This is a genomic window from Pedobacter sp. AC212, from assembly GCF_979258625.1.
Map to the genome: position 1 here is coordinate 4911543 of NZ_OZ409870.1, position 16894 is coordinate 4928436.

16 protein-coding genes and 1 pseudogene are annotated in these 16894 nt (G+C 41.1%); 12 read left to right on the forward strand and 5 right to left on the reverse strand.

Going from position 1 to position 16894, the window contains the following annotated elements; genetic code table 11:
• The first annotated feature begins 2 nt into the window (after positions 1 to 2).
• Both ACZZZC_RS21085 and ACZZZC_RS21090 read left to right on the forward strand, forming a co-directional pair.
• Entirely contained in the window at positions 3 to 752 is a 750-nt protein-coding gene (locus ACZZZC_RS21085; protein ID WP_008245473.1) for a substrate-binding domain-containing protein, read from the forward strand.
• Positions 753 to 869: 117 nt separating this feature from the next.
• A complete protein-coding gene (locus ACZZZC_RS21090) occupies positions 870 to 1856 on the forward strand; it encodes a YeiH family protein (RefSeq protein WP_008245480.1) in 987 nt (328 codons plus the stop codon).
• Between the two features lie 6 nt (positions 1857 to 1862).
• Here the strand turns inward: ACZZZC_RS21090 and ACZZZC_RS21095 are convergent, their stop codons facing one another.
• The 4 genes from ACZZZC_RS21095 to ACZZZC_RS21110 form a co-directional block, all read right to left on the reverse strand.
• Entirely contained in the window at positions 1863 to 3254 is a 1392-nt protein-coding gene (locus ACZZZC_RS21095) for a beta-propeller fold lactonase family protein (RefSeq protein ID WP_056095402.1), read from the reverse strand.
• Between the two features lie 3 nt (positions 3255 to 3257).
• Positions 3258 to 3854 carry a DUF305 domain-containing protein gene (locus ACZZZC_RS21100; protein WP_082489588.1) on the reverse strand — a complete coding sequence of 199 codons (597 nt, stop codon included), beginning with the start codon at positions 3852 to 3854 and terminating at the stop codon, positions 3258 to 3260.
• 92 nt (positions 3855 to 3946) lie between these two features.
• Positions 3947 to 5143, reverse strand: coding sequence for a sulfite oxidase (locus tag ACZZZC_RS21105; protein WP_008245487.1), 1197 nt, complete (start codon positions 5141 to 5143; stop codon positions 3947 to 3949).
• A gap of 295 nt (positions 5144 to 5438) precedes the next feature.
• Positions 5439 to 6977: a SulP family inorganic anion transporter gene (locus ACZZZC_RS21110; RefSeq protein WP_088300340.1), complete on the reverse strand. Its 1539-nt coding sequence runs from the start codon at positions 6975 to 6977 to the stop codon at positions 5439 to 5441.
• A 270-nt stretch (positions 6978 to 7247) separates the two neighbouring features.
• Here ACZZZC_RS21110 and nhaA point away from each other — a divergent pair.
• From nhaA to ACZZZC_RS21150, 8 genes and pseudogenes are all read left to right on the forward strand, one after another.
• A pseudogene (nhaA, locus tag ACZZZC_RS21115) lies at positions 7248 to 8421 on the forward strand (Na+/H+ antiporter NhaA).
• 58 nt (positions 8422 to 8479) lie between these two features.
• Positions 8480 to 8809: an ArsR/SmtB family transcription factor gene (locus ACZZZC_RS21120; RefSeq protein ID WP_088300341.1), complete on the forward strand. Its 330-nt coding sequence runs from the start codon at positions 8480 to 8482 to the stop codon at positions 8807 to 8809.
• Between the two features lie 57 nt (positions 8810 to 8866).
• Positions 8867 to 9337 carry a DUF6428 family protein gene (locus ACZZZC_RS21125; protein WP_088300342.1) on the forward strand — a complete coding sequence of 157 codons (471 nt, stop codon included), beginning with the start codon at positions 8867 to 8869 and terminating at the stop codon, positions 9335 to 9337.
• A 17-nt stretch (positions 9338 to 9354) separates the two neighbouring features.
• Positions 9355 to 10440: an ACR3 family arsenite efflux transporter gene (gene arsB / locus ACZZZC_RS21130; RefSeq protein WP_088300343.1), complete on the forward strand. Its 1086-nt coding sequence runs from the start codon at positions 9355 to 9357 to the stop codon at positions 10438 to 10440.
• Positions 10440 to 11210, forward strand: coding sequence for a metallophosphoesterase family protein (locus tag ACZZZC_RS21135; RefSeq protein WP_088300344.1), 771 nt, complete (start codon positions 10440 to 10442; stop codon positions 11208 to 11210). Before arsB ends, ACZZZC_RS21135 begins: the two co-directional genes overlap by 1 nt.
• Before the next feature lie 3 nt (positions 11211 to 11213).
• On the forward strand, positions 11214 to 11951 hold the full coding sequence (locus ACZZZC_RS21140; protein ID WP_088300345.1) for a metallophosphoesterase family protein: 738 nt from the start codon (positions 11214 to 11216) through the stop codon (positions 11949 to 11951).
• A gap of 64 nt (positions 11952 to 12015) precedes the next feature.
• Positions 12016 to 12264 (forward strand): ArsR/SmtB family transcription factor, encoded by a 249-nt coding sequence (locus ACZZZC_RS21145; RefSeq protein ID WP_371566363.1) that lies wholly within the window; start codon positions 12016 to 12018, stop codon positions 12262 to 12264.
• A gap of 941 nt (positions 12265 to 13205) precedes the next feature.
• On the forward strand, positions 13206 to 13976 hold the full coding sequence (locus tag ACZZZC_RS21150) for an NADPH-dependent F420 reductase (RefSeq protein WP_463483882.1): 771 nt from the start codon (positions 13206 to 13208) through the stop codon (positions 13974 to 13976).
• A 183-nt stretch (positions 13977 to 14159) separates the two neighbouring features.
• On the opposite strand, the gene ACZZZC_RS21155 is transcribed toward ACZZZC_RS21150, so the two are convergent.
• On the reverse strand, positions 14160 to 14513 hold the full coding sequence (locus ACZZZC_RS21155) for a winged helix-turn-helix transcriptional regulator (RefSeq protein ID WP_463483883.1): 354 nt from the start codon (positions 14511 to 14513) through the stop codon (positions 14160 to 14162).
• Positions 14514 to 14649: 136 nt separating this feature from the next.
• Here ACZZZC_RS21155 and ACZZZC_RS21160 point away from each other — a divergent pair, with 136 nt between their 5' ends.
• Together ACZZZC_RS21160 and ACZZZC_RS21165 are read left to right on the forward strand one after the other, a co-directional pair.
• Entirely contained in the window at positions 14650 to 15663 is a 1014-nt protein-coding gene (locus ACZZZC_RS21160; RefSeq protein ID WP_463483884.1) for an LLM class flavin-dependent oxidoreductase, read from the forward strand.
• Positions 15664 to 15676: 13 nt separating this feature from the next.
• Complete coding sequence (locus ACZZZC_RS21165) at positions 15677 to 16801, forward strand: NtaA/DmoA family FMN-dependent monooxygenase (protein WP_463483885.1); 1125 nt, start codon at positions 15677 to 15679, stop codon at positions 16799 to 16801.
• Positions 16802 to 16894 lie beyond the last annotated feature (93 nt).

The following is a 16894-nucleotide window of genomic DNA, read 5'->3' on the forward strand; positions in this document are numbered from 1 at the left end:
CAATGAAAAATATATTTTTAACCATATTGTCAGTCGTTGCTGTAGTGACCATTGGGAATGCACAAATCCCAAACGATACTTTATATGTCTATGGTCCCGGTGGGCCGCTCGGACCGATCAATGAATGTGCGAAGGTTTTTGGAAAGCAGCATGATATCGTAATTAAAGTCACTGCCGGGCCAGATAATGAATGGATGCCGGATGCAATGAAACATGCAGATCTGTTCTTTGGAGGAGCAGAATACATGCTTTCAAAATTCATGTCTGACCACCCAAACATGATAGTGGCGAACTCTCGGACAGAGTTATATAAACGTGCGGCAGCGATCCTGGTACGGCCCGGCAATCCTAAAAACATCAAAAATCTGGGCGATCTCTGTAAACCAGGTGTGAAAATTCTTGATGTGAATGGGGCTGGGCAAATGGGGCTTTGGGAAGATTTGGCAGGTCGACAAGATCTGATTGCAAACATACAGCAGCGTATAGCAGGTACATTTGCAAATTCGGCATTGGGTATTGCTGCATGGAAAAATGATCCTCAATATGATGCCTGGATAACATTTGGCTCCTGGCATAACCGTTTACCAGACCTCACCTCAATGGTTAGGATTCCTGTTACACAAACAGTCTATAGAGGTACACCTGTAGTGAGGGGTAGCACTGGTACGCATAAGTCGGAAACTGAGGATTTTATCAAGTTTATGCAATCCGATAAAGGACATCTCATTTTCAAAAAATGGGGTTGGGAATAAATAATGTCTAAAAACTTATCTTCTATAACATGAAGTTATGGAAGATAAGTTTTAATGATTTGATCGGGGTTTATTAGTTATGGATCTTTGAATTAGAAAATAAAGACAATCAAAATTATGACACAAATCAAAGACAATTCAAATTCTTCTAAAATAAAGGCGGGTAACCTGCTAAACTTAAATTTAAACACCCGTAAAATTATCTTCATCCTGGCAGTTTTGCTGTGCCTCTTTCCATTTATGTCGCCTCCTTTAGCCTTATTGCTAGGATTAGTATTGGCGCAACTAATGGAACATCCCTATCTGCATTTAAATCACAAGGCCACAAACCTGCTGCTAAAAATTTCTGTTGTCGGGCTAGGATTTGGAATGAATGTATTCAGTGCAATGAAAGCAGGAAAAGAAGGCGTACTGTTTACCGTAGTTTCTATTTTCGGAGTGCTTATCATTGGTTTTATCCTGGGAAAAGTATTTAAAATAGAACGTAAAACATCTTTTTTGATATCAGCTGGAACGGCGATCTGTGGTGGAAGTGCTATTGCTGCATTGTCGCCTGTAATGAACGCAGAAGAAAAACAGATCTCCGTTGCAATGGGTACTGTTTTTATACTCAACTCGGTGGCCTTATTTCTTTTCCCCGCTATCGGACATGCGCTTAACTTGTCACAGTCACAATTTGGTATGTGGTGTGCCATTGCTATTCACGATACCAGTTCTGTTGTTGGGGCAGCCAGTAAATATGGTGAACAAGCACTACAGATAGCCACAACTGTTAAGTTAGCCAGAGCACTATGGATTGTTCCCGTAGCGTTTGGTACATCTTTCCTGTTCAAAAGCAACAATAGCAAAGTTAGTATACCCTATTTTATAGGGCTATTTATCCTGGCAATGATCGCCAACACCTACTTACCTTTTATTAAGCCTTTTGCGCCCTACTTTGTAGCATTAGCAAAAGCAGGCTTAACTTTAACCTTGTTCCTGATAGGAAGCGGACTCTCATTTACTATCTTGAAAGCAGTGGGGATAATGCCACTGTTACAAGGCGTAATTTTATGGATAGTAATTTCAAGTGCTGCATTATGGGCAGTTATATCTTTGGTTTAAAATACATTAGTTACTGATCATCACCAGCTTTTTTGAAAGATCATCAATAAGAACCACATGTTTATAATCGGCGCCACCTGTTCCTACACTCTTAATTATCCCCGAGGATTGACCGCTAAAAGCTCCTTTTTCATCGGTCTTAAAAGAATTGATGACATAATCTGCGTTAAACGTATCATTTGAGGAGTTGGTTAACGCTAAAGTATACGAAGTATTTGGCTCGAGTTTTTTAAAGTCCTGTTGGACAAGATCAGTCAAGCCTACGCTTCTTACGTTTAGCATGCCTGATGACATTGAATTATCCTTATTCATCAATTTAATCACCTGACTTTTGTCTGCAAGATTAAGCGGGGTTAAATTTTCTTTTGAGGCATTTGCAGGGCTGGCATTAGCGGCGTACAACAATGCTTGCGGACATTGTCCAATAGCAATGGTTTTTACAACGGCCATTTTTACCAGATCAACCACTTGTACCTGGTCATCATTTTCTAATCCGACATATGCAAATTTACCATCTGCCGAAGTCCAGACGCCATGTGGCAATGATCCTGTCGCAACGCTATCAGTAAGCTTGAAATCTTGTGAAACACTAAATACTTTTAAGCTGTTTTCTCCGCCAATGGTTGCCAGCATCACAGGTGAATCATTAACTAAAGTAAAAGTGACATGGTTGGTAATTGGACCTGTATTTAGTACTGTATGTATCGTATTTGTCTCCGTGCTGATGACAGTGATCTTCCCTACATCCTTATGTGTCAATGCAATCCATTTCCCATCAGGACTACAGAATATATTTGGAGAAAATGGACTAACTACTGGAATACGCTTTACAATAGCATAAGAAGTTGCATTCACTACATCCACTTCTGCAGTAAAGCTGGAACAAATATAAGCCCATTTTCCATCTGGAGTAAAAGCAACCATTCCCGGGCCGTCGGCTACTGGAATTTGCTTGATTTCAATCAGTTTATTTGCATCAATTACGCTGATATACGATTCTCCTCTTACCGATATCCATGCCTGTGATCCTGAAGGGTTAAAGGTTGCCTCATGCGGTGAACGTCCGATATAAACAGTTTTTAAAACTTTATTTTTTGCTGTTGAAATAAAGGTTACTGAATTTGATCCAATGGAAACCGCTGCTAGTAATTGCCTTTTAGGGGAATAACCCAGGCCATGAACCAGGGCCTGTCCCTTATATAGAGGACTTAAGATATCAGGTTGGGGTTTACCAAGAACAATATTTCCTAATAGCGTTTGTGTTGAGGGATCTAAGACAGAAACCGTATTAGATATCTGATTGCCTGTATAAACCCTGTCTTGGGCATAGATTGATTGTGCTTTTGATTGTAGGGCAAAACTGAATATTAATAGCGTAAACAAGGATATCTTTTTCATATGTTAATGGGAGTTTGTAAATGTCTTCATTTGTTGGATTTCTATCTGTTCATCTGAGATAATATTCTCGGCCAGTCTTTTTACATTTTTATTTTTTCCATACCGCAACTCAACTTTAGCCATGTCGATGGCAGCCTGATGGTGAGGAAGCATTATCCTTGCAAAGGACAGATCAGTATCAGACAATTGTTTTTCTTCAGGCATTTGTTCCATCATCACTTTCATCATCTTCTGGTTGGCGTTTTGATGTTGGTTGCCTGTAGCGATAAATCCTTCAGGATGGCTGAGCAGGAGTCGCATTTGCTGAATCTGGGTTTGTTGCTCAGCTTTGATACTTTTAGCTAGCTGAATCATTTCTTTATTTTTTCCGGTCTTAATCTCTTCTTCTGCCATATCAATAGCACCCTGGTGATGTGGGATCATCATTTGTATGAAATCTCTGTCTGCAGATGTGGTAGCTGATATTTCATCCATCTTCATCATCATATGAGCCATTTGCCCAAGGAAGACATTTTTTTTAGTTGCCATTTGCATGTGTTCATGTTGTGCTCGTGCAGAGAAACTAGCAAATAGTAGAAGTATAGACGTGAATCTGATCATGGTTTGATGTAGAATATTAATTGTGATAAACTGTTTATGCCAAACAAGCCTTATGCGATAACCGCAAGATCCTGAAATTTGTTCTTATTGAGCTATATTACATCTACATCAATTGGCGAGATAAAATTAACCATGTAAGTTCTTCTGTCTAAATCATGCTCCATGGGTTGCGTTTTGCCATTTTGATCTGTCGCTCTAGCCATTAAACTATATCTTCCAGTCTTAGCAGGAACCACCCATTCAAATTCAAATAGCTGCCAGGCGAAAGGGATAGCAGGACCAATTAATTTTGCTGGTTGCCATGAATTTCCTTTATCCGTGCTTATTTCTACTTTCGATAGGTTACTATCACCTGACCATCCTGCACCCCTTACTTGATAAGGTTTTCCAGCCGGCACCGCTTCAAACAATACCGGCCTTGATATTTCAGACTTAACCAATGTAGTGGTTACGGGCGTCAAGGTAGGTAGTCCTTCAACACGCTTCCAGTAAGCATATTCAATCGTCTGCCAATAGCCATCAAACGGCTTTTCAGATGCAGTAATTTTCATCAGCCATTTCACAGATGCCATACCATACCATCCTGGAATAATTGCCCTTGCCGGGAAACCATGTTCAGCACTCAATGGTTTTCCATTCATTTCATAGGCGATGATGATGTGATCCTGCATTGCTATATTTAACGGAATGCTTCGGGCGAATTTGATTTTTCCTGGTGATTTCGGCTCTTCTGTAATCATCCCCTCATCATTCCCTTCCAAAATAATGTCTACCGTACCCACCTTTATGCCAGCCTTCTTTAACAATACGGATAAAGGTACTCCTGTCCATTCAGCATTGCTGATCCCACCTTGTTCCCATCCTAAACCCTTCACTTTTGGGGCGAGGTTAGCACGTCCGTTTCCGGCACATTCTATAGTAGCCATTACCTTTTTTGCAGGAAGCTTTTTAAGTTCGCTCAGATTGATCTTTATGACATGATTGGTGTTGCCGCCAATCTCTAATTCCCAATTTGTAGCATCAATATTGGGAATATTAAAATGACTCCTGATGAAGAACTGGTTATTTGGAGTAATCCTGTTTTTTAACGTAGGAAATGGAAACTCCATATTTAATGGCTTTTTCTCTCGCGTAATAAGTCCTGGAAAGTCATTGTCTTCTCTGGTTTGTTGAATCTCCTTCGCCGAAGCCCAGGATGGTATTGTTGCGCCAGCTATCACCGGGATAATTCCAGTAACAAAATTACGTCTGTTTAACGTGTAGTTTTGTGATGTTTTGTCGTTTTTCATTTCAATAAATGTAGGTGATTACAATATAGCCAAAAATCTCTCATAGGATAACTTGTATTCTTCCTTTTTCTTGATGGTTGAAAGGAAACAACTGTAGACTTTACTTCATCGCTGGCCTGCTAGAAAAGACACAATAGTTCTATAACTGTTTATCAAATACTCATCTCAATTTCTATCAAAAAACGGTGGAATAGTGATAGGACTAGCAGTCATCTTTCAAAAAACGAGGGAATAATGATAACGGAAATACTGGAGGAGCTATATAAAAAGCTCCATCCAAATTTCTAATTTATACTTAAGATTTGTCAATAGCGACACGATATGTCGGATCTTCATATATATTAACATCAATAACACTTTCAGCGTTTTTAAGTAGTAGCCTACAATCTTCGCTTAAATGTTTTAAATGAAGTTTTTTACCCGCGAGATGGTATCGTTCTGTTAACTTGTTTAATGCTTCAATAGCAGACATATCCGACACTCGACTGTCCTTAAAATCAACAATTACTTCAGATGGGTCTTCATTAACATCGAACTTTTCAGTGAACGCTGTAACTGAACCAAAAAACAATGGCCCATAAATTTCGTAGTGCTTGGTGCCACTTCCATCCACGAATTTTCTTGCACGAATCCTTTTTGCACTCTCCCAGGCAAAAACAAGTGCCGATATAATTACACCAATTAAAACTGCAAGGGCGAGGTTATGAAGCCAAATGGTGATCGCAGCCACCAGTATGCCAATAAATATATCTTGTTTTGGCATTTTATTGATGATCCGTAAACTGATCCACTCAAAGGTTCCTACGGCCACCATGATCATCACGCCTGTAAGGGCAGCCATTGGAACTAAACCAATTATCGGTGCGCCAAACAGAATGATAAGCAAAATAGTGAGTGCTGCCACTATGCCCGACAGGCGGGCTCTCGCCCCTGCTGAAAGATTTACCAAAGTCTGAGCAATCATTGGACATCCTCCCATACCATAGAAAAAGCCATTCAGAATATTGGCAATACCCTGAGCTATTGATTCACGGTTACCATTCCCCCTGGTTGCAGTAATTTCGTCTACTAGGTTAAGTGTTAACAGCCCCTCGGTAAGCCCAACTCCTGCCATGATCGCGGCATAGGGCAATATAATTTGAAAGGTTTCAAATGTCAATGGAATCTGAGGAATGTGAAATGGTGGAAACCCTCCGCTGACAGAGGCAATATCGCTTACTGTTTTAGTATCGATACCGAACCCGAGGACGACAAGAAAAACAACAATAATAGCAACCAGGGATGGTGGTACCGCCTTTGTTATCTTTGGAAAGAATAGTACGATAGCAATGGTAAGCGCAACCAACCCGGCCATGATTAAAAGTGGGCTACCGGTCAACCAGGCCTCTTTTCCATTGATGATGGTTTTGAACTGTTCAATCTGGGCCATGAATATAATAACTGCCAGTCCATTAACAAAGCCATACATTACCGGTTGGGGAACAAGTCTGATAAATTTCCCAAGCTTGAAAAGACCTACCAGGATCTGAAAGGCGCCGGCGAGGGCTACAGCGGCGAATACATATTCAATTCCATGCGCCTGCATCAAAGCAATCAGCACAACTACGACTGCTCCTGCACCGCCTGAGATCAGACCTGGACGACCGCCCAGAACTGAGGTTACAAGCCCCATAATAAAAGCTGCATAAAGACCGACCAAGGGGGGGAAACCCGCAAGGATAGCGAAGGAGAGCGATTCAGGCATCATGGTCATGGCCACAGTGATGCCAGCCAAAATTTCGGTTTTGTAGTTGACTTTTTGAGATAAGTCAAAAAAACGTGTACGTAAGAACATACCAATAAAATTAAAGGTCAAAAATTATAAAATAAGGGGCATTGCCCTAGCAAGGGATTATGCTAAGGGAGAAAAGAGTCACTGAAAGAATTCAGGGCTTTGTCACAGGGTTATATGAAACTTGTTTAACTTTTCTCATTTCGATTGATGCAAAAATAGAAAAATATTTTTAAAATCTGTCATTACCTATGGTTTTGCTCTGGTGTCTGAATTAACAGGAGGCAGATTTAGACCGTAAAAATGAAAATGTTATATTTGAAAAATATGCCAATGTCGATCAACAAAAAGGTTTTTAAAGACTTTTTCAACTCTACAACATCAAGTGGGATTATCTTATTTTCCTGTTTAATTTTGTCTTTAATAATAGCAAACTCGCCACTGGGTGAAGGCTTTGATAACTTTTTAGCGAATCAAATTGGATATGAAACCACCAGTTTACATTTAAAGTATTCTGTTGCGCTATGGATCAATGATGGCCTGATGGCCATTTTCTTTCTTTTGGTGGGACTTGAAATTAAAAGGGAAATTGTGGAAGGTGAACTTTCCTCACCTAAAAAGGCAATACTTCCGATTATATGTGCGATTGGTGGTGCCATTGTGCCGGCAATAATCTATACCATATTTAACCGTGATACGCCAACTGCTAGCGGATGGGGTATACCAATGGCTACAGACATTGCTTTTGCACTAGCCATTCTATCGCTCCTGAGTAAAGGTTCCACTTTCCCTAAAGATCTTTCTAGCTGCCCTGGCTATTGTTGATGATCTGCTTGCAATATTAGTAATCGCGGTATTTTACTCTTCGGATCTCCACTATATGAATATGGTTTATTCCGGGGCTATATTGATACTACTGTTCCTCTTTAATCGCTTCGGGTTAAAGAACCTTGCCTTTTACCTAATTCCAGGTATTTTTATCTGGTACTTTGTTCATCACTCAGGCATTCATGCAACTATTGCAGGAGTTTTGATAGCGCTTACACTACCCACAACAGCAGATCATAAAGAGTCTCCACTGGAAAAACTAGAGCATGCACTTACTAAACCCGTTAATTTTCTGATCATTCCAATATTTGCACTGGCCAACACCAACATCCGTTTTGAAAACGGCATGGTAGAAGGGCTTTTTACAGGTCTGGGAATGGGCATTGTGCTAGGTCTGGTTATTGGTAAACCTTTGGGTATATTATTTATATCATGGCTCAGCGTAAAGCTTAAGCTAAGTGAGCTACCTGAAAATGCAAAATGGGTTCATATCCTTGGTGTTGGCCTACTTGCAGGTATCGGGTTTACCATGTCCATATTTATATCAATCTTATCCTTCGCTGACCCGCTGCTTGTTCAGGAAGCAAAGTTTTCAATTCTTGTCGGCTCCGTAATATCAGGACTATTAGGTTATTTGATTTTAAACCTTAGCAGCAAAAAGAGAGATCAGAAGAATTAAAATTAATATTCTGATAAATTTGTTGTTTCATTAATAAATCGTAATATTGCAATATTATATGGGACTTACAAAAACCGAAATGTTTACCTCCGAGCAGAACCAGCTTGCTCAGCTATTAAAAGCAATGGCTCACCCTGCACGTATTGCTATTCTGCAAAGAATACTAGTTTTCAATACTTGTATTTGTGGAGATCTTGTAGAGGAGCTGGGTCTTGCCCAAGCTACAATCTCCCAGCATTTAAGGGAATTAAAGTCTGTCGGGATTATCCAGGGTACCATCGAAGGGGTTAGCGTTTGCTATTGCATAAACCCTGAAACATGGAAATTACTGGAAGCCCAAATCGGTGCCTTCCTTGGATCATATAAGCTAGAAGCTAGCTGCTGCTAGCTTTTTTAATCAAATCAATCGTTTAATTGCAATATAAAAATACTTAAATCTTTAATTATGAAACTATCAGAAATAAAAGCCCACTTGGCGCAGGCTGAAAGCGTAAACTTTCAATTAGAAAACGGTACACCAGTTCCTGAACATTTCCATGTGACCGAAGTTGGTGTTGTTACTAAAGATTTTATTGATTGTGGCGGTACGGTACGTCATGAAAAAGTAGCCAACTTCCAACTTTGGGATGCCAACGATTTTGAGCATCGTTTGAAAGCAGGCAAGTTGCTAAACATCATATCTCTTTCTGAAGAAGTATTGGCGATGGAAGATCTGGAAATTGAGGTAGAATACCAGGCTCAAACTATTGGTAAATACGACCTTGGTTACGATGGTAAAAACTTCCTGCTTATTGCTAAGACAACAGCGTGCCTTGCTCCGGAACTATGTGGTGTTCCTGAAGTAAAACAAAAAGTACAATTTCAGAATCTTGCTGCTTCAGGATCAGCGTGTACACCAGGTGGCGGTTGCTGCTAAATAATCAATCATAAACTATGTCTGCAAACAACTGTGCACCTGCTGCCGAAAGAAGAAAATTAAGCTTTTTAGACCGGTACCTTACACTATGGATTTTTCTAGCGATGGGTATCGGTGTAGCTACCGGCTATTTTCTACCATCTTCCTCCGGATTTATAAACTCGTTTTCCAGTGGAACCACAAACATCCCATTAGCTATCGGACTGATCTTAATGATGTATCCGCCACTTGCTAAGGTGAAATATGAAAAGATGGGAGAAGTTTTTAAAGACACTAAAGTCTTAAGCGTATCCCTGGTTCTGAATTGGGTAATTGGTCCACTTCTAATGTTTTTTTTAGCAATCACTTTTTTAAGAGATTATCCGGAATATATGGTTGGGCTGATCCTTATTGGCCTGGCAAGGTGTATTGCTATGGTGGTGGTCTGGAACGAGCTTGCAGAGGGTAACAGGGAATATGCAGCAGGCTTGATTGCACTGAACAGCATTTTTCAGGTATTGCTCTACAGTGTGTTTGCTTATATCTTTATTACCGTTTTGCCACCTTTTTTTGGTCTGGAGAGCCTTGAAGTAAACATCACCATTTCCGAGATTGCTAAAAGCGTAGGAATCTACCTGGGGCTTCCCTTTGCAATGGGTATAATCAGTCGGTACGGCCTTATTAAACTGAAAGGTGAAGACTGGTTTCAAAACAAGTTTATCCCGCTGATTTCCCCAATTACTTTGATAGCGCTACTGTTTACTATCGTAATTATGTTTAGCCTGAAGGGCGAACTGATTGTACAAATTCCAATGGATGTAGTGAGAATTGCTATACCCCTTGTTATTTATTTTTCTATCATGTTTGTGATCAGCTTTTTTGCTGGCCGTTACTTCGGTGCAGACTATTCAAGAAGTACATCAATTGCTTTTACGGCCACAGGAAATAATTTCGAACTGGCCATAGCAGTTGCTATTGGTGTTTTTGGAATCAATTCGGGACAAGCATTTGCGGGCGTTATTGGCCCTTTGGTTGAAGTCCCGGCACTGATTGCCCTGGTCAACCTTGCTTTTTACTTCCGCAAGAAATACTATCCGTCAAAAAAATTAAACACCATACATTAATGAGAATTGCACTTTTTTCAGATATCCATGCTAATCTTCCTGCCCTGGAAGCCTTTTTTAAACACGTTGAAACCAGAAACACTGATGCAATTTATTGCCTTGGAGATTTAGTTGGATATAACATCTGGCCAAACGAAGTAATAGATGAAATTCGCAAACGAGGCATACCAACTATCGCAGGAAATTATGACTGGGGCATTGGCAGGTCTAGTGATGATTGCGGTTGTGCCTATAAAACAGAAGAAGAAAAAGCATTAGGTAAGGTTTCTATCTCCTACACAAACGAAGTGGTAAGGGACGAACAGCGTGCTTATCTAAGAACCCTTCCTGCTCACATTAGACTAGAATACCAGTTGAACCACGATAAACGCAATATTCTGTTTGTACATGGTAGCCCCCGTAAGGTCAATGAATACCTTTTTGAAGACCGTGATGAAAAAAGCATGCTTCGGATCATGGAACAGGCAGATGCAGATATTATGTGTTTTGGCCATACCCACAAGCCTTATCATAGAATTTTAAACTCAGGGAATGAAGGTGCGGATCATTTCAGGCATGCCATTAATATTGGCTCAGTAGGTAAACCAAAAGACAGCGACCCAAGGGGTGGTTATGTTATTTTAACCATCAACCCTGATAGTACAGTAAACAATAAGGACAGTGTTAAAGTCGAATTTATTCGCTTTGAGTATGATATAGAAAAGGCAGCTAAAGCCGTAGAGGATAGTCCTCTTCCGAATGAATATGCAGACATGTTGCGTAGAGGATAAGGTATGAGAATAGCACTATTTTCAGATATTCATGCCAATCTACCTGCATTTAAATCAATGTTAGACGATATGGATGACCAAAAACCCGATGCCGTTTATTGTCTCGGTGATCTGGTGGGATACCACATCTATCCAAACGAAATTATCCAGGAGATCCGTAAGCGTGGAATCGGAACTTTGAAAGGTAATCATGACCAGAAGGTTGAAAAATTAATTACAACCCCGAATAGTCTCCAGGAGCCAGGGAAGAATTATGCGTATCATTTAATCAGCCAGGATAATAGAGATTACCTGAAGACACTGCCTGCGCACATTAAATTGGAATACAAACTACAATCCGAAACACTCAATCTTGTTTTTGCCCACGGCAGCACCAGAAGTATAGATGAATATATTTTAATAGATACGGATGAAAAGTATGTTTTAGATATGATGCAGGAAGCAGGTGCAGACATGCTCTTTGTTGGTCATTCTCACAAGCCTTACCATCGTATTTTAGAGGATAATGATAATAAGTTTAAGCACGTAGTTAACCTCGGGTCGGTAGGAAAGCCTAAAGACGGAGATCCCAGGGGCTGCTATGTGATACTTACCATTGCTGCAGACAGCTCCCTATCAGATAAAAACAGCATACAGGTAGAGTTTATAAGGTTTGAATATGACGTAGAAGCCTCAGCAAGAGCTATTGAAAATAGTTTGTTGCAAAGTGAATTTGCAGATGCATTGCGACTAGCCAAATAACACTAACCAAATGGAGGTCAACACCAGAGACTATGCGCCAATAGAAAAGCAGCTTGCAAAGTTCATGCGGGTCTTGGCACACCCAGCCCGGATGGCTATAATGATCCGGCTTGCAAGGAAAGAAAGTTGTACTGAAGGAGTAATAAACGATCTGCCAATTGAAGAATCTTCAGTTGCAAAGCATCTTAAAGCCTTAGAAGTTGCTGGACTTATAAAAGGGAATACCTCAAATTTACGATCACGTTATTGCATTAACTGGTACGCCTTTTGGATTTCTCTGAACAATTTAATTTGCTATTTAACAGTTTTTTAGAGCAAGCACCAATTCAAAGCTGCAAGACCAAGGTTTAAGCTATCTATGATAGTTCAGCTAGGGGTTCTAATACACGGCAGAGCAAGAGAAATATTGCGATCATTATTTCTCTTCTTCCAATTATCAAAAAACGGTCGTTTCTTGATAATACAAAAATGGGCGAAACAATTCATTGAAGAGGCTATTGGAATAGATTTCAAAATGATAAATTCCTTGGTAAAACTTATAATAATTTCTTTTTACGATACTGCCTTTCCACCTTATTGTTTAACAAATTCTCAAAATCAACTATCGCTTCGCAATGCTCATAAAAGTTCGAACTTCCGCGGATTGACTCTACAGATTAAAACAGCCTTGAGATTAATTTCTTGAGGCTTTTTTGGTTTTTAAGCAGATTTCAATTCTTTGAATATCCTCTCTCTACACACTTTGAGACACAAATGAGACAGCAAAACACTTCCTACGCTTGAATTGTGACGCATAAATAAAGAAGTTATGTTTACCCCTACCCCCAACTATCTGCTCACATAAAAATAGACCGATATAAAAATTCTCAATCATAGGGGTATATGTTGCTGTCAGGCACTTGGTTGCAAATTCAGTAAGAGCGCAATACTTATAGAACCAATCTCAGATATTTTGGGACGCAATGGTATTGGACACAAATCAATAATTGATAAATCTTTTAACTTTTTTTCCAAAAACAGCATCTTGCAGGTAGGCAACAAATGCCTTATATTCTTCGAGTAAACAACTCTTTTGCAGGAGAATGATAAAGGCCAGCATTGTGAATAATAGTATCAAACCTTCTCAGAGCATTGACCTGAATTTAAACCGAAGCATTTTTTGAAATTTACCTTTTTTGCTTTCCTAGAGGAAAGGCCTGTAGCTGTACAGGTACTTTTTGGTTAATTTTGTATTCAAATTTATAAGATCATATTATGAAAATAGGAATCATAGGCGTAGGCCTTATAGGAAAAACATTAGCATTAAAATTAGCGGATTCAGGGCATGAGGTTTCAGTCGCGAATTCCTCGGGACCGGAAAACATCAACAAAGATATCCTCTCTACCGGGGCCAAAGCAGTAACAACTCAAGACGTAGTTCGTGACAAGGATGTAATCATTCTATCTATACCGTTCAATCGAATTCCGGAAATTGCGCCTCTTCTTTCGAATGTCCCCGTAGAAACCACTTTGATTGATACCTCAAACTATTATCCCGCCCGCGATAGCAAGATTGAAAGCATCGAATCGGGATTGGTGGAAAGTGTATGGGTGATGGAGCAATTAGGCCGCCCCTTCGCAAAGGCTTGGAACGCTATTGGTTCGCACTCTTTTGCGGTGAAAGGCAAGCCTGAAGGCAGCGACGATCGGATCGCAATTCCTGTAGCAGCCGATCGTGATATAGATAGGGATGTAGCTGTTAAATTAATAAATGATACAGGATTTGACGCATTTTATACGGGATCATTAGCTGATTCGTGGAGACAACAACCAGGCTCACCAATCTATTGTACCGATCTTACCATGAACGAACTAAAGGAATGGACTGACAAAGCCGAAAAGGAACGTTTGTCGAAGCGCAGAGACCTTGCTATCCTTGTCTTTATGGAACGAATGGGTAATGATTTCGCCAAACGTGTAGGAAACTCACCTAGTGAAGAGGACGCAGGGTTAGCCATTCGTATAAACCGTACACTATTCATGTAGTTAAATACCCGGATTGGCAGGTTATACCAGGATTTACCATCAACAACAATCTCATGAATCTTCTACGACCCAAGGACTACCATATTTTGATATAATCCTTGGGGCGTAGTTTATATATAAAGACAGGAAAAGTACCTTTAAGCAGGGATTGTAGAATACCATCTTATCCCAATCAAGAAGGAATTAAACTGTCTTATCGGGGAACAACCTGCTACGATGATTCAACCCCCAGTCCTTCAGCGAATAGATGACAGGCGTAAGTGTATCTGCATACATATCCAATGTATAAGATATTTTGACAGGATAACCATCAGTGATGGCCCTTTTTACCAACTGGTGCTGTTCCAGTGCTTTCAGTTCCTTCGCGAGTACCTTTGGGGTTATACCCGGTATGCTTTCCTGTATGTCGGTAAAGCGATTATTGCCTACCCCTATAGAGATAATAATCTGTAACTTCCATTTACCACTGATTACCTCCAGGGCATCCCTTACCGGCCTGATCGTGTCCAGGCATTCGCAACATTTTTTTTCTGCCATTTATATTTGACTTTCCTTAGGGAAAGTACTATACAAAGTAAAGTAATTCTGTTTACCTTTGCAACTATATTTTTATGTTCGGAGGTTTGGCTGGTTACCTAGGTCAAAATCGTCGATCAGAATTTATCCACATAAGATGAAAAGAGAAAAAATAGCCTACTCGATTTTGGAACTCGCCGTTGTTTCCCAAGGCAGTACCTTCAAGCAAACACTCAACAATTCACTCACATTAGCCAAGGCAGCCGAAAACCTTGGCTACAAACGATACTGGTTCGCAGAACATCATAATTCCGAAAATGTTGGCAGTAGTGCTACTACGATCCTTATCGGTTATGTAGCTGAAAATACAAGTAACATTAGGGTCGGTTCTGGAGGTATCATGCTTCCCAATCATTCACCGTTGATTGTTGCAGAACAGTTCGGGACGTTGGCCCAATTGTATCCCGGTCGAATTGACTTAGGCCTGGGCAGGGCACCCGGTACCGATACGCTTACCGCACAGGCGATCCGGCCGGATTTTATGCAGGCCGCCCAAACGTTTCCTGCTGAGGTTGCCAAGATCCAAAGCTACTTTTCATTGGATAACAGGAACTCAAAAGTTAGGGCTGCCATTGCCGAAGGCACCGATGTACCACTTTACATTCTGGGTTCCAGTACCGATAGTGCCCACCTTGCCGCACAAAAAGGGTTGCCCTATGCATTTGCAAGCCACTTTGCATCAACGCACTTATCAAAGGCACTGGACATTTACCGGGAGGAGTTCCAGCCTTCCCCGTTTTTAGATAGGCCTTATACCATAGCTGGCGTGAATATATTTGTAGGCGATAGCGATGAAGAGGCTGAGCGATGGTTCACCTCCCTGATCAGGATGTTCGTAGGCGTATTGACCGGCGCCGCAGAACCCTTGCAAGCACCATCGGAACTGACAGGTGACCTAAAAGAGCTGCTGAAGCATCCGACACTTAATCAAATGTTGAAATTTTCCTTTGTTGGAAGCAAGGCTACGGTAAAAAGTCAAATCCAGGCATTTCTCAAGGAAACCCAGGTAGATGAACTTATCATGGTATCAACGATATATTCCATCGAAGACCGCATAAAATCCGCCAGACTGTTTGCCGAGATGATGGGCGAAATCAACGAAGGAATCTAAAATTACAAACTAGATGAAAAATAGAAAGAAATTAAAACTAGCGGCCGGCATCGATGGTACGGGATGGAACTTTACATCCTGGCGCCATCCCGACATGCTGGCAGATGCAGGGGAAAACATTGACTTTTATGTACGGCAGGCGCAGCTTGCCGAGGATGCAAAATTCGAGACGCTTTTTCTCTTCGATGTGAGTCATGTTGGCCCGGGCAACATTCCCCATTACCTGAGCATGTTTGAAGGGGCAACTATCATGTCGGCCATCGCCATGAAGACGGAACGCGTGGGCCTTTCTTTCACTGCTTCCAGTTCCTACACCGATCCTTATAATGTAGCCCGGCAGGTTTTATCACTGGATAAGATAAGCAAGGGAAGGGCTTCGCTGAATATTGTCACTTCAAATCCGGGCGGCATGGTAAATTTTAGCAGGGGGCATTTGGGTAAAGCGGACCAATATCCAATGCATAGTGAGTTTCTGGAAATCCTTTTGGGGCTTTGGGATACCTACGAAGATGATGCTTTTTTGCGTGATAAGCACAGTGGAATTTTCCTTGAGCCCGGCAAGATGCACCCCATAAATTATAGGGGTAACTACTTCTCTGTCGATGGGCCGTTGAACATCAGTCGATCTGTACAGGGAAGGCCGGTAGTGTACACCGCCGGAGGTTCGCCCACGTTTGTGGACATTGCCGCCACCTACACGGACGGTGCCTTTATTGCCGGTAGTACAATAGATGAAGCTTTATACACGGCAAATGCCTTAAGAGCAAAGCTGGTTGAAAAAGGTAGGTCGCCCGAAGACTATGTTGTGGCATTATCCCACAATCCGATCGTAGGGCGTACCGTTGCAGAAGCAGAAAAGAAGTATATGGAACTGGCTTCCCTGGCACCATACCATCGGATTCCGGTTCCTCAATTTTTTGGCACGGCCGAAAAAATTGCCGATGAGATAACAACATGGCATGAGGCCGGCGCAATGGATATGCTGGTGGTCCGGCAGGACCATCCCCACGGACTCAGGGATTTTATTGACCTTGTGGTTCCCATTTTGCAGGAGCGTGGCGTATTCCACACCGAGTATGAATCGGATACGCTTAGAGGTAATCTGGAATTGCCCAGACCAGCCTTCAGGGAGATTTAGGCAAAGCAACAGATCAATTAAAAGTTAACGATCAGACAAACATGGATATAGAATTAGCAGAGGACCGGCGTTTCGTTAAAACGTTCCATTATT

What these genes read in the sequence shown, in the direction of transcription:
- ACZZZC_RS21165 (WP_463483885.1), top strand. Translation starts at nt 15,677, where the DNA reads ATGAAAAATAGAAAGAAATTAAAACTAGCGGCCGGCATCGATGGTACG.
- ACZZZC_RS21120 (WP_088300341.1), top strand. Translation starts at nt 8,480, where the DNA reads ATGGGACTTACAAAAACCGAAATGTTTACCTCCGAGCAGAACCAGCTT.
- arsB (WP_088300343.1), top strand. Translation starts at nt 9,355, where the DNA reads ATGTCTGCAAACAACTGTGCACCTGCTGCCGAAAGAAGAAAATTAAGC.
- ACZZZC_RS21135 (WP_088300344.1), top strand. Translation starts at nt 10,440, where the DNA reads ATGAGAATTGCACTTTTTTCAGATATCCATGCTAATCTTCCTGCCCTG.
- ACZZZC_RS21125 (WP_088300342.1), top strand. Translation starts at nt 8,867, where the DNA reads ATGAAACTATCAGAAATAAAAGCCCACTTGGCGCAGGCTGAAAGCGTA.
- ACZZZC_RS21095 (WP_056095402.1), bottom strand. Translation starts at nt 3,254, where the DNA reads ATGAAAAAGATATCCTTGTTTACGCTATTAATATTCAGTTTTGCCCTA.
- ACZZZC_RS21085 (WP_008245473.1), top strand. Translation starts at nt 3, where the DNA reads ATGAAAAATATATTTTTAACCATATTGTCAGTCGTTGCTGTAGTGACC.
- ACZZZC_RS21140 (WP_088300345.1), top strand. Translation starts at nt 11,214, where the DNA reads ATGAGAATAGCACTATTTTCAGATATTCATGCCAATCTACCTGCATTT.
- ACZZZC_RS21105 (WP_008245487.1), bottom strand. Translation starts at nt 5,143, where the DNA reads ATGAAAAACGACAAAACATCACAAAACTACACGTTAAACAGACGTAAT.
- ACZZZC_RS21090 (WP_008245480.1), top strand. Translation starts at nt 870, where the DNA reads ATGACACAAATCAAAGACAATTCAAATTCTTCTAAAATAAAGGCGGGT.
- ACZZZC_RS21145 (WP_371566363.1), top strand. Translation starts at nt 12,016, where the DNA reads ATGCGGGTCTTGGCACACCCAGCCCGGATGGCTATAATGATCCGGCTT.
- ACZZZC_RS21150 (WP_463483882.1), top strand. Translation starts at nt 13,206, where the DNA reads ATGAAAATAGGAATCATAGGCGTAGGCCTTATAGGAAAAACATTAGCA.
- ACZZZC_RS21160 (WP_463483884.1), top strand. Translation starts at nt 14,650, where the DNA reads ATGAAAAGAGAAAAAATAGCCTACTCGATTTTGGAACTCGCCGTTGTT.
- ACZZZC_RS21110 (WP_088300340.1), bottom strand. Translation starts at nt 6,977, where the DNA reads ATGTTCTTACGTACACGTTTTTTTGACTTATCTCAAAAAGTCAACTAC.
- ACZZZC_RS21155 (WP_463483883.1), bottom strand. Translation starts at nt 14,513, where the DNA reads ATGGCAGAAAAAAAATGTTGCGAATGCCTGGACACGATCAGGCCGGTA.
- ACZZZC_RS21100 (WP_082489588.1), bottom strand. Translation starts at nt 3,854, where the DNA reads ATGATCAGATTCACGTCTATACTTCTACTATTTGCTAGTTTCTCTGCA.